At 49.1% G+C, this 12410-nt stretch carries 9 protein-coding genes; 6 read left to right on the forward strand and 3 right to left on the reverse strand.

Annotated elements, in window-relative coordinates; all coding sequences use genetic code 11:
* The first annotated feature begins 6 nt into the window (after nt 1-6).
* On the forward strand, nt 7-1353 hold the full coding sequence (locus H6629_06360) for a T9SS type A sorting domain-containing protein (GenBank protein ID MCB9067415.1): 1347 nt from the start codon (nt 7-9) through the stop codon (nt 1351-1353).
* A gap of 114 nt (nt 1354-1467) precedes the next feature.
* The gene (locus H6629_06365) at nt 1468-3510 is read left to right on the forward strand and encodes a T9SS type A sorting domain-containing protein (GenBank protein ID MCB9067416.1); all 2043 of its coding nucleotides are present in this window, start codon (nt 1468-1470) and stop codon (nt 3508-3510) included.
* Between the two features lie 66 nt (nt 3511-3576).
* Here H6629_06365 and tsaE read toward each other — a convergent pair whose 3' ends face one another.
* The 3 genes from tsaE to H6629_06380 all read right to left on the reverse strand — a co-directional run bounded on the left by tsaE (nt 3577) and on the right by H6629_06380 (nt 8683).
* Nucleotides 3577-4023: a tRNA (adenosine(37)-N6)-threonylcarbamoyltransferase complex ATPase subunit type 1 TsaE gene (gene tsaE, locus H6629_06370; protein ID MCB9067417.1), complete on the reverse strand. Its 447-nt coding sequence runs from the start codon at nt 4021-4023 to the stop codon at nt 3577-3579.
* A gap of 164 nt (nt 4024-4187) precedes the next feature.
* Nucleotides 4188-5747 (reverse strand): response regulator, encoded by a 1560-nt coding sequence (locus H6629_06375; GenBank protein MCB9067418.1) that lies wholly within the window; start codon nt 5745-5747, stop codon nt 4188-4190.
* 251 nt (nt 5748-5998) lie between these two features.
* Nucleotides 5999-8683 carry a zinc-dependent metalloprotease gene (locus tag H6629_06380; GenBank protein MCB9067419.1) on the reverse strand — a complete coding sequence of 895 codons (2685 nt, stop codon included), beginning with the start codon at nt 8681-8683 and terminating at the stop codon, nt 5999-6001.
* A 238-nt stretch (nt 8684-8921) separates the two neighbouring features.
* On the opposite strand from H6629_06380, the gene H6629_06385 reads away from it, so the two are divergent.
* Genes H6629_06385 through H6629_06400 form a run of 4 tightly spaced genes read left to right on the forward strand, consistent with a single transcriptional unit; the run spans nt 8922 to nt 12363 of the window.
* Nucleotides 8922-9551, forward strand: a complete 630-nt coding sequence (locus H6629_06385; protein ID MCB9067420.1) for a hypothetical protein — start codon at nt 8922-8924, stop codon at nt 9549-9551.
* The gene (locus tag H6629_06390; GenBank protein ID MCB9067421.1) at nt 9548-10465 is read left to right on the forward strand and encodes a DUF1835 domain-containing protein; all 918 of its coding nucleotides are present in this window, start codon (nt 9548-9550) and stop codon (nt 10463-10465) included. Before H6629_06385 ends, H6629_06390 begins: the two co-directional genes overlap by 4 nt.
* Nucleotides 10466-10506: 41 nt before the next feature.
* Nucleotides 10507-11781: a DUF2157 domain-containing protein gene (locus tag H6629_06395; protein ID MCB9067422.1), complete on the forward strand. Its 1275-nt coding sequence runs from the start codon at nt 10507-10509 to the stop codon at nt 11779-11781.
* Between the two features lie 39 nt (nt 11782-11820).
* On the forward strand, nt 11821-12363 hold the full coding sequence (locus H6629_06400) for a GDYXXLXY domain-containing protein (protein MCB9067423.1): 543 nt from the start codon (nt 11821-11823) through the stop codon (nt 12361-12363).
* Nucleotides 12364-12410: the final 47 nt, after the last annotated feature.

The raw sequence follows: 12410 nt of genomic DNA on the forward strand, positions 1-12410 counted from the left end.
GGTATCATGAAACGGATGATACTGGTTTTTCTCGCGGTGTTGATGGTGCCGGTTTTCGGGCAACAAAACTATACCTTTACCGAACTGAGCGGTCTGCAAACAAATGTCGGTGACACCGTTTTGATTTACCGGAAATACCGACATTTTTCCAGCGGAAACGCAACGGCCACTTACAACCACATTTATTTATGGAATTTGACAACCGGTGCAGACAGCTTGTTTTTGGAGGATTATTCATCGGATGATCCGTTTATGGGGTCGCGGGGAAAAGGCGTTACCAGTTTGGGTTTCAGAAACAATGATCCGCAACAGTATGTTGCCGGAGGTCATTTGTCCTACTGGTTTGCCACAGAAAACGATCGAAGCCCAAGCCCGGTTGTGTTTTTACCAGATTCGATTGTGCCGATTCTTTGGATCGGTTATGTAGACATCATCCGCGTTTCCCGGCAAAATCCCTATCTCGTTTATGGCAGTGTCGGCGGTAATTTTATGAAAAGCACAGACGGCGGTCATCACTGGGATTTCGATTACAACAATCCTTTTCAAAAAGCACTGGTAGAAATTTCCCCATTCAACGACCAGGTTGTTTTCGGTTTTGACTGGGATAATGGATTGCAAAAATCCACAGACGGTGGCGTTACGTTTACCGCAATCAATGATACCAACGCAACTAAGGAATTCCGGAGAATCGCATTTGACAAAGATGAGCAACATCTTTATGCCGTTGCTTTAAACGACGCACCAAGCCGGAATGAATTTCTTCGCTCCACAGATTTTGGCGATAGCTGGGAGTTTATGACGCCGCTGCCGGTTTACTATTCATTTATTGCAGACCCAACTGTATCGGGCAGGGTGTATCGCATACCCAAAAACAGCAATATTATTGAATATAGCGATGATTATGCTCAAACATTTTCTGAACTGGTTCATTTTCCCGAAACCGTAACAGGCTTTTACAAGCTACCCAATAGTGAAACTTATTTTGCCACCACCACAACCAAACTATACCAGATTGCGCCGGGCGATACGGTTTTATTGCGGGATTTGCAAGCGGTGGGCATCGGCGAGCCGCCGGCGAGCGTCGCGGAGGGATTTGCGCTGCACCAGAATTACCCGAATCCCTTTAATCCGTCCACCACAATTGCCTTTGATTTGCCGAAATCCGCAGAAATCGAGCTGGCAATTTTCGACATCGCCGGGCGAAAAGTGGCAACGGTCGCCGCCGGGAAATACGCCGCCGGTTCGCATTCGCTGAATTTTGATGCGGCACATTTGGCTTCCGGTGTGTATTTCTATCAATTGCGCGCAGAAAACGGCGTGCGGCTCTCGCAAAAAATGCTGCTGTTACAATAAATTTGCAGTTAGTGAAATCGCGCATTCACCGAAATTGTATTTTGGTAATTGATCCGGGTTTCGTAAACTCGCCAAATTTCAGAAACAGCTACGCTAATTAAACGGGTTCAGGTCATGAAAAAATCATTCAGCAAAGCAATTGTATTTATTGGAATTACACTGCTTTTTTCGCTACCGGGTTTTGCGCAGTGGGTGAATACGCCGGGCAGTAACACCGCCATCGCGGATACCGCGGGCGAACAAATTCTGCCGAAAATCGGCGCAACTTCCGATGGCGGCGCGTTCATCAGTTGGTATGATTCGCGCGGCGGCAACGGGATGTATAAAATTTACCTCCAGCGCATCAACAAAAAAGGCGAACCGCAATGGCAAGCCAACGGCATGCTGGTCAGCGATGAACCGTCGATGACGTTCGTGACCGATTACGACATGGCAGTGGACGCGGATGACAACGCCATCGTGGTGTTTGCGGATGTCCGCAACGGCGCCGATCTGGACGTATTTGCCTACAAAATCGACAGCGACGGGAATTTTGTGTGGAGCGCGGACGGTGTTGAGCTGTCCACCATCGGGGACTTTAACGCATCGCCGAAAGTGACGGTCACAGATGCGGGCAACTACGTGTTTGTGTGGCCGGGTTCGGATACGCAGCAACATATCGGGATGCAAAAATTGTCCAATGACGGGCAAAAAATGTGGGGCGAAACGGAGAAAACCATCGAGCCCGCAGCCAGCCACAACCTCTCCTATCCCGACGCAGTTCCGGCGCTCGGCGATGATGTGATCGTCATCTGGACCGATTACACCGGACCGTTTTTCAGCCCGATCACCAACGATATTTTTACCCAAAAATTTGACGCAGACGGCAACCCGAAATGGGATGCCGCCAATGTTGGCGTTTACACCGGTTTGAGCGGATTGCCCGGATACGAGTGGCCACACCTTATCAGCGATCACAACGGCGGCGCGTTTTACAGCTGGTACGCGGATCGCGACGGCAACAATTTGTTCGAGGCATTTGTGCATCACATCGATTCGTCCGGCACGGCGGTATTTGCGGAAAACGGCATCAGCGCGAGCACGCTCGGCAGCATGCACCATATTTCCCCGGCGCTGGCATTTATGCCCGCCACCGGTGAACTGTTCGCATATTGGATTGAGGAAAACGGGCTGCAATCGGTGTTCGGGATTTACGGGCAAAAATTTTCCGCGCAGGGAGAACGGCTGTGGCCGGACGACGGCAAAATGTTTCTAGCTGTTGCAGATCCCGAAATACAGGGACTTACGCCAATCGCCGGCAGCGATGAAATTTATGTGACCTATCTGCGGCGTCCGTCCGGATCATTCAGTTTGATGAATTTGTATGCGATGATCACCGATCGCAACGGCAATGTTGTTGGCAACGAACCGGTGCTGTTGTCCGATGCCGCCAGTTCCAAAGGATCGCTGGTTGGCGCGGTAAGTTCGCACAATGTGCTAATGAGCGCGTGGGACGATGAGCGCAACGACGGCGGAGCGATTTACGCGCAAAACCTGAATCCCGATGGCTCGCTCGGCTATCAGGCGTTGCCGGTGAGCTTTGCAATTACCAGCCCGTCGGACAGCAGCGAGTGGACGCAACTGCCTGTTCCTGTTACATTTACGGTTGCCAATTTTACGGTCGATTCTACCAATGGCGATGGCTATATTCGCGCTTTATTGAACGGCTCCCCACTGGCAAATGTGGTCAATACCGATACATTGTGGCTGGATACGCTCGAAGTCGGCAACAACGAGCTGGTACTGGAATTGGTCGATCCGGAAGGCAATCCGCTATCCCCGGCAATTAGCGATACAGTTGTTTTAATATACACCGAACCGTTGGCAATTGAGCCGGGAACCGGCGTTGCGCGCAGTTTTGCGCTGGCACAAAATTACCCGAATCCGTTCAATCCGGGCACGACCATCGCGTTTGAGTTGCCGCAATCCGCAAAAATTGAGTTGGGTGTTTTCGATATCACCGGACGCAAAGTAGCGACAATCGCCGCCGGAAATTACGCCGCCGGCCACTATTCGCTGAATTTCGATGCGAAAAATCTGGCTTCCGGCGTGTATTTCTATCGATTGACGGCGGAAAACAGCGTGCGCCTCACCCGCAAAATGATGATTTTGAAATAGGGAAAAATGATTGTATTTCGGTAAGATACATCTGAATTTTGAATTCTGGTTCTCAGACAATATTTTTTAATTCGCAACAGCAACAACCCGGATAAGCCGGGTTGTTGGCTGGTTTTCGACAAAGTCCAAATACACTTCGTAACGCTGTTTCGGCAGGCGATCACCGATTTTTTCCGGCCATTCGATGAAGCAAATATTATCGCTGAAAAAATAATCTTCCAGCCCCAGATTCACCAATTCTGCAACGTGCTCAATTCGATAAAAATCAAAGTGATAGACCAATTGCCCGTCATCGCACTGGTATTCGTTTACGATGGTAAAAGTGGGGCTGGTCGCCACGTTTTCCACCTGCAATTTGCGGCAAACGGCTTTCACGAAATGGGTTTTTCCCGCACCGAGATTGCCATACAGCGCGACAACATCGCCGGGTTTCAGTTGTCCGGCAAAAGCAGCGGCCAGTTCGTCCGTTTCCGCGGGGGAATTCACGGTTTTTTTGAGGATTGTTTTGCTCATTTTAAGTTCAGTTGAACGTAGAAGATTCCTGCATTCGCAGGAATGACAACCGATTGCTGGTTGTCACCACTGCGAATGCTTTGAAGCTAAGGTTATCTCATCAATATTTTTTCAACAAAGACTTCTAATTTTTTTAACTTTTACTTTTACCTTTTTAATTCATTTCACTTTGGTTGCAGCTTGATTACCGGCAGCACCATTTCTTCCAGCGAAATACCGCCGTGCTGGAAGCTGTCCCGGTAGTAGGACAAATATTTGTGGTAGTTGGTCGGGTAAACGAAGTAGTAATCTTCCTTCGCCACAATGTAATTCATGTTAATGTTGCGTTTGGGCAACTTGCCTTCCTCGGGATCGTGGATGAAAAAAGCGTGTTTGTTGTCTGCCTTCAAATTGCGCCCGTATTTGTAACGCAAATTGGTGGATGTTTCCCGGTCGCCGAGCACTTTGGTGCCGCGCATACAGCGGATGCTCCCGTGATCGCTGGTGACAAAAATAGTGACATCCTGCTCCGCCAGCTGTTTGAACACGGAATAAATCGGCGAATGCTCGAACCACGAGCAGGTGAGCGAACGATAGGACGGCTCGTCCGGCGCGATCTGTTTCAGGATTGGCAGATCCGAACGGCTATGCGCCAGAATATCCACAAAATTGACCACCACGCTCAGCAGCGGCGTGTTCATGTGCGACGACAAATTCTTTTCCAAATTGTAGCCTTCTTCCGCGGAAATAATCTTCAGATATCGCGGTTCAGCGTCCAGTTTCAGCCCCAACAACCGCAGATGATCGTAGAGCAATTCCTTCTCGTAACGGTTGCGGCTGCTGTCATCATCTTCTCCCTGCGCCCACATTTCCGGGTAGCGTTTTTCCAGATCGCTGGGCAGCAATCCGCTAAAAATTGCGTTCCGGGCATACGGCGTCGCCGTCGGCAAAATGCTGTAATAGTAATCTTTCTGGATTTTGTAATAATCATAAAAATAAGGTTCGAGCGATAGCCATTGATCCAGCCGCAAACAATCGATCACAAAAAACGCCACTTTTTTGCCTGCTTTCAGCTCCGGATACACATATTTGGTGATGATATCGTGCGACAGCGTCGGTCGCTCATCGCGCGGCGCGTTCACCCAGTCGAGGTAATTTCGCTCGATGTATTTCCCGAATTCCACGTTGCATTCGCGGCGCTGGTTCTGGATAATTTCGCGCAGATTTTTGTCCGGCACGGCATCCAGTTCCACATCCCAGGTCGATAGCTTCAAAAAAATGTCGATCCAGTCCTCCGGCTCCAGCCGGTCCATCAACCGCAGGTTGATTTTGTTGAGTTCCTGCATGTAATCGCGGGTGAATTTTTTCTGCGAGATATTGCGCGATTCGAGGATTTTTTTGGCAGCCAGCAAAATCTGGCTCGGGTTCACCGGCTTGGTGAGATAATCGGTGATTTGCGCGCCGATGGCGTCTTCCATCAGGCTTTCTTCTTCGTTTTTGGTGATCATGATGATCGGCAAACCCGGGTTGATCTGTTTGATTTGCGAAACAGCGGTCAACCCGTCGAGTCCGGGCATCATTTCGTCGATCAGCAGCAAATCCACTTTTTGATTGCGGATCAGCTCGATGCCGTCTTCCGCGTTGGTGGCGGTTTCAACATCGTATCCCTTGTCGCGCAGAAAAAGGATGTGGGGTTGCAGAAATTCAACTTCGTCATCGACCCACAATATTTTGGCTTTATTCATTTGTTTTCCCTGGGTTTATGGATTCGTTCCATCGTTTATTTTGTTGCGATTCTGCCGCGGGTTTTCGCGGATGTTGCGGATTTTTTCTTTTTTGTCGCAAGGACGTAACGTTCGCGAAGTTTTTTTCCCTTTGATAACTTTGCGTCTTTGCGGCAAAGCCAAATTCGCACAGATTTTCTAATGCCGTGTTACACAAAAAAGTTCAACTTTCTCCATTTATCCTTCATCCTTTATCCTTTACCCTTATTCCCCTAAAACCGTCGTTCCATCTGCGCGTTCAGCAGCGCGTCAATTTTGGCAGCGGATTCCTGCAAATGCGCCCGGGTGTAAACATCCAGATTGCTGGCGGATAGCGCTGTGGTGATATCGCTACGGATTTCGGTCAGATCAAATCGCGCCAGCGTCACCGCATCGTGCGGAAAAAATACGGGCAGCTTGATCAAAATTTCATCCAGCACATACAAATGGATGCGCTGCAATTCCCGGCGATAGCTGTTGACATTTTGCCCGTTGGCGAGTTCCTGCCAGATCGCCTCACGGATGTTGGTGAATTGCTCCGCCATCGTAAATGTTTCGCCATTGGTGAATTTTACTTCGTTATCCTGCAGGCGAACGAGTGCCAACGGTTCATATAAACGGAACAGCGTAAGCGATTGTAATAATTGAACATAGCCATGAATCGGGAAATCCAGCCGGTAGAGCAAAAATGGCGTTCCTTCAAAATCCCACTGCTGATCCGGCGCCAGTTTGTTGAGCAATTCCGGCGAAAATTCGAACGAATTGGGTGAGAAAAATGTCTTCACCAAAAAATCCAGCGCTTCGCGTTGCTTTTTGGCCGGCACAACTTCGAACGGCGGGCGATTGCCCGGATCGCCGATGTGATCGCGGCGATGGTAAATCCCGCCGATAAATTTGCTGGCCGTCAGCCCCGCCAGCGCATATTCGTTGATCCCCTGAAAAAACACCTGCCGCAATTTCGGGTAGCGCTCGCCGTCTTTCTCAAAATGTTTGCCCATATTTTGCCACAGCTCGTTGGTCAGACGGATGCGGGTTTGGTAAAACGCCAGCGGATCGTCGCCGATATCCCAAACGTTGCAGGTCGGGTCGATCGAGCGGACGGACAGCCCGAATGCGTCCTCGTCCGTGCCGTAACGCAGGTTGGCTTCGCCCACTTTTTTGGCGATATCTTTCAGGAATTTTTTCTCGCTTTCCGGCGAATTTGCGTTGTAAGGTTTGTAGGCATATTCGATCGCCCAGTAATCATACGGACCGAGCGTGGTTTGGTAATATGCACCCTGTTTTTCACCTTTTGGCGAGAGGTTTACCGGCGTGTAATCCATCACCGAGCCGGTAAGCCCGTTTTGTTGGGCAAAGTTTTTGTCGCTCAATTCATCCAGCGAATGGATGGCGCTGGCTTTGAAATTGTGCCGCAACCCGAGCGTGTGCCCCACTTCGTGCGCAACCAGATTGACAATCGCATCGTGAATATATTTTTCCAGCGCTGCGCTGTTATTTTCCAACAAACCGCGCGATTGCAACAGATAATAACCGAATCGAATCTGGTGTTCCAACCCGCGTCCGTACTGGCAGGTGTGCGCCAGCGTTTCCGCGTCGATGCTGTCCGGCGGGTTGATGCCCGGCATCAGATCGTTGATGGTCGCTTTTGTCCACGATGCAGGCTGCACCACTTCGTCATTTTCCACATACATGTAGCGGATAAAATCCGCGCTGATGCGCACATCCGCATCGTAAATTTCACCGGTGACGGGATTCGCCCGCGACGGCCCGACTGCGTAAGCCGCACCCGGCATCACGATCCAGCGAATGGTGTTGTATCGCGCATCCGCCGGGTCCCAATCGGCATCGTCCGGCATTTGGTTTACAACGATGGCATCCTTAAATCCGATGCGCTCGAACGCGCTGTTCCAGAGCAGCACGCCTTCTTTTACGGCTTCGCGATATTCCACCGGAATGGTGTTTTCCAGCCAGAAAACGATCGGTTTTTTGGGTTTCGATGTGTCGAATTTCGGCTCGGCTTTTTCCAGATCCCAGCGATTGACGTATCGCTCATACGGATCTTCCCGCAGCGCGGATGTGTAATCCTGAAAATAGGTGGTGAAATGCCCGACGCGATCATCCGCGAGGCGCGGTTTGTAGCTGCTGTTTTGGGGCATTTCCGCGATGCTGTAATGATATTTGTGAGTCATGCTGCCATTCACCAGCGTGGTGATGCGCTCCTCTTTCCCGCCTTTGAATTGCAGCGTTACGGAAATTTCGGAATTTTGGGGAAACGATTTGATTTCCGAAAAATAGCTGTTGCCGGAATCGAGCGAAAACCCGAGTTTCAACCGCCCGGACAGCGTGCCGACATCGGCGATATCCTGAATAAACAAATCGGACGCATCAATCAGCACCGCGCCGGTTTCGGTGTTCGGCTCGCCCTCAATTTTCACACTTTCCCACAGCGAATTGGGAATATCGCGTTCCAGCGCCCGGCTGATTGCGGCGCTCTCATCTGCGCGAAAGCGCAAATTTTTCTCGATGAACTGCACATTTTTACCCAATTTGCGAATAAAAAAGGGAAATTCCTGCAGCATCGAACCGCCGTCAAACAGATAGCCGTCGCCGCCGGTACGCGAAATGTTCATTAAATACAATTTGTCGAACTGTGCCGGCAAAACAGCCACATACACTTTTTGCTCTTCATCATTTTTGTAAAACGTGAACAGCCCTTCGATTTTTTCGTAATCTTCAATTACCTCATCAAATGCTTTGCCTTTGGGCTTTTTCTTCTTTTTGTCGTCCTCGTCGTCCTTTTCGGTTTTGCTGGAATCTTCCGCGGTGACGGTCACCGCGCCAACTTCCTGCGCAAAAAGCAAAACGGGCTGCGCCAAAAAAATGCCCGCCAATACCCAAATCAGTCGATACCATTTCATCGAACACCCTCAATGTTAATCAGAACTATTTGTTGCCCATTGGCTGTTTTTGATACCTGTTACGCAAAATAACCCGGAAATTTCCGGTTTTCGCCGGAAAAATTTGTCCGTAAGGTAGCCAAATGGTACATTTGTTCGTATAAATTATAGCCTGAAATATGAGTTACAGTTGCCCGAATTGCAACCGCAGATTTTTGGGGAATGCTCAAAAACAATCACTCAAACGAAAAAGGTTTTCATGGAATGGATTAAGTTGCTGCACGCTGTCGCAGGATTTTTGGTTGCCGGAACCGGATTGTTACAATTTGTTATGAAAAAAGGTGGCAAAACCCACCGGACGATCGGGAAAGTGTATTTTGCGGCATGGATTGTTATCGTCACAACGGGTGCCATGATCGGTCATTTGCTGATTACGTTTTTCGGTGTACTCGGATTTTACCTGGCGCTTAGCGGCGTTCGTTTTGCTCAAAGAAAAAACATCAAATTTACAACGATGGATACCGTCTTTGCCGCCATCGGAATTGCTGTTGGCGGCACAACGCTGGGTTGGGGTATTTGGCTACAGATGACGGGCAGCACCACTTTTGGCATCATCGCCACAGTTTTTGGCGCAATATTTTTGGGTGCCGGTGAGTTTGATGTCCGAAAATTTGTCCGCATGCGCGGCAACCTTCCTAAAAAAGAGTGGTATTTTGAACATTTTCAGCGGATGATGATTTCATACATCGCAGCGATGACCGCGTTTTCGGCAATCAATAATATATTTGGGAACACGCTGGTGAACTGGTTGTTGCCAACGGTAATCGGCACGGTAGCGATCGTAGTTTATAGCCGATCCGAGCGCAAAAAATTGGGAATGGCAAAATGAGCCAATTGCATATTTTAAACGGCGATTCATCCAAACACTGCCTGACTGCGCTGAATATTTCCGGCGATGTCGCGGTTTGGCGGGAAATGCTTTCCGATGGGCCGGTTGTCGAATCTGTTGCCAGCGAGGCATTTTGGGCGACGCGTGCGCTTTTTTTTGAAACCACATCTTCCGTTACCGCAGCAGAATATTTCCAATTGACCCGCGATGAATTTTCTAAAATTACCGCGTTCAACCAGTTTGATGAAACGGTGCTGTGGTTCGAATACGATTTATTTTGCCAGATCAATCTGATGGCGTTGTGCAGCTTTTTGCATCGCCACCGGCAGCCAAACAGCCGCATTTCGCTGATTTGCGTTGGCAATTCGCAACAGTCGGAAAAATTGCTCGGGCTGGGCGAATTTCCGGAAGATGAATTACGAATCGCATATGAAAACAGGATCGAATTATCCGCTGCTGATTTGCAATTTGCCGATGACATCTGGCAGTTGTACTGCCAGCCAGATCCGGCTGATTTGGCCAAAAAAGTCAACATTCCTCATCCGATATTCAATTATTTGCGCGATGCCTTTGCCGCACATTTCCATCGTTTCCCGGGGAAATTTAACGGGCTTAATATTATTGAAAACAAAATCTTAACCCTGCTGTTTAATGAGCCGAAATCCGCCAATCAAATTGTCGGCGAATTGCTGCGTTGGCAAACCTGGTTTGGTTTTGGCGATTTGCAATATTTTGCATATCTCGATCAGCTTAATTCGCTGTACGAAATTATTGACGAAACGATACACATTACCGATTTTGGCAAAAAAGTGTTGGGCGGCGAAACGAGTTTTTTGACTGTCGATCAACCGGAATATTATTTTGGCGGCGCCGTCAAACAGCATTTTTTTGCGGAAGACCTGACAATAGTCTGACCTAAAAATCATCATTTGACCAACAAGCAAGGTGACAACCAATGTACTTCTCCCTAAAACGATCACCGCAATTCCGCGATGAAATCCAGAGTTGGGTTGCCGACGGCGTGATTTCCGGCGAACAGGCAGCCAAATTATTCGCCCGCTACGAGCTGGATCGCGAAGCGCCGTGGTATCTGCAAAGCGGATTTTGGCTGCGCGGACTGGCGATTTTGCTGGTGAGCATGGGTTTTCTGCTCATCATTTCCGAAAACTGGCACCGTTTTAACGTACCGGTTCGCATGGCGTTCGGGCTGGTGCCGCTGCTGGCAGCATACGGTTTCGGGCTGCGCTTTTTTTTTCGCGATAATCGCGATGCCGCAGAGCTGACCTTCTTTTTCGCGAGTATCCTGTTCGGTGTGAACATTTTTCTGCAGGCGCAAATTTTTCACATCTCGGCGTATTTCCCGAACGGTATTTTGTGGTGGACGCTCGGCGCGCTGCCCGTCGCGATATTTTTCCGCAGCAAATTACATCATTTTCTGGTGCAACTGCTCTTCTTTTTCTGGATCACCCAGCAGTTGCCAAATGAACAATTTTCGTTTTGGGGCATCGTTCTGTATGCCGGAATGACCTGGCTGCTGCTCAAACAGCCGAACGACATGTTGCTTTCGGCGCATATTTTGAACACGTATTTGTTCATTTTCAACATTGCGGAAGTGACCAGCGCCTATCGCACACCGAATTATTTTTTGCTGATCCTATTCTGGACGCTAAGTATTATGCTAATCCTCAACTTAGCATACGGAAAATTTGGCGAAAAATGGCTTCGTCAATTGCAATTTTACGGGTTTTCTGCGGTGCTGTTCATCCTGTTTTTGCACACATTTGACGAATTTTTCAAAAGCACTATCGGCGATTTTCCCGACGCTATGGTAATTATTCCGGCGCTGGCGGTGGCCATCTGGCGCACGCCGATTCGCGAACAAATGACCGGTATCAAAACCATTGCGCTGGCGATTTTCGCGATTTATGCCATTCAGGGATTTTTTTATCCCGGTGAAGATAGCCTCGGTTCCACCGGCGCGCTGATCGCCAATTTGCTGCTGTTCAGCTTCGCAATCTGGCGGATTTACGAAGGCATCAACTCGCGCGTCAAACGCGATTTTATGTTGGGTATTTTCCTGATTATTGCGCTGGCGTTCAGCCGCTATGTGGCGCTGTTTGGCGATTACATCACCTCCGCGATTATCTTCATGATTTGCGGCGGATTTGTCTGGTGGATCAACAGTTATTGGAACAAGCGGTTTGCGGCGGAAGACGCTTCGCAAGGATAATGGGTGAAGGATAAAAGATAAATAAGAGAATTTAACACTATGAAAAACAAATACATACTTATCGCGCTGGTGGTGTTTCAACTGGCGATTGTCGGTGGGATGCTGCTGATGGCGATGCTACCGCTGCTGACCGGCCAGCCGGTGCAACTGGAAGTAACCCTGCGCGATCCACGGGATTTATTTCGCGGGAATTATGTTTATTTATTTTACGATATCAACCGGTTGCCGCTCGATTCACTGGAAAATGATTTGCCGAAGGAAGGCAATCTCAACTTTGGCGATGAGCTGTTCGTCTCGCTGAAACAGCGCGGCGATGTGTTTGTTGCCGATGGCGTTTGGCAGCATCGCCCGGAAAACCGGCGGTTCATCAAAGGGATTGTGGCTTACAATACCTGGCTTTCCGATAACACAGTGCTTTCGCTGAATTACGGCATCGAATCGTATTTCACCGATCCCAAAAGCGCCAAAGAATGGGAGGAACGGTTGCGATTCAATCCGGATTCGACATTTGTTTCACCAATTGTTACGGCAATGGTAGATGGGCGTGGAAACGCGCGAATCAAATCGATCGGGTATAAATAAAAAATGCGACAACCGGCACAATCACTGGCCGGTTGCCGCTTTCCGGG

The sequence above is a fragment of the Calditrichia bacterium genome, from assembly GCA_020634975.1.
Lineage (GTDB): Bacteria > Calditrichota > Calditrichia > RBG-13-44-9 > J075 > JACKAQ01.

Bases quoted from the DNA above. Each gene is read 5' to 3' on its own strand.
- H6629_06360 (MCB9067415.1), top strand. From the start codon at position 7: ATGAAACGGATGATACTGGTTTTTCTCGCGGTGTTGATGGTGCCGGTT.
- H6629_06365 (MCB9067416.1), top strand. From the start codon at position 1,468: ATGAAAAAATCATTCAGCAAAGCAATTGTATTTATTGGAATTACACTG.
- tsaE (MCB9067417.1), bottom strand. From the start codon at position 4,023: ATGAGCAAAACAATCCTCAAAAAAACCGTGAATTCCCCCGCGGAAACG.
- H6629_06375 (MCB9067418.1), bottom strand. From the start codon at position 5,747: ATGAATAAAGCCAAAATATTGTGGGTCGATGACGAAGTTGAATTTCTG.
- H6629_06380 (MCB9067419.1), bottom strand. From the start codon at position 8,683: ATGAAATGGTATCGACTGATTTGGGTATTGGCGGGCATTTTTTTGGCG.
- H6629_06385 (MCB9067420.1), top strand. From the start codon at position 8,922: ATGGAATGGATTAAGTTGCTGCACGCTGTCGCAGGATTTTTGGTTGCC.
- H6629_06390 (MCB9067421.1), top strand. From the start codon at position 9,548: ATGAGCCAATTGCATATTTTAAACGGCGATTCATCCAAACACTGCCTG.
- H6629_06395 (MCB9067422.1), top strand. From the start codon at position 10,507: ATGTACTTCTCCCTAAAACGATCACCGCAATTCCGCGATGAAATCCAG.
- H6629_06400 (MCB9067423.1), top strand. From the start codon at position 11,821: ATGAAAAACAAATACATACTTATCGCGCTGGTGGTGTTTCAACTGGCG.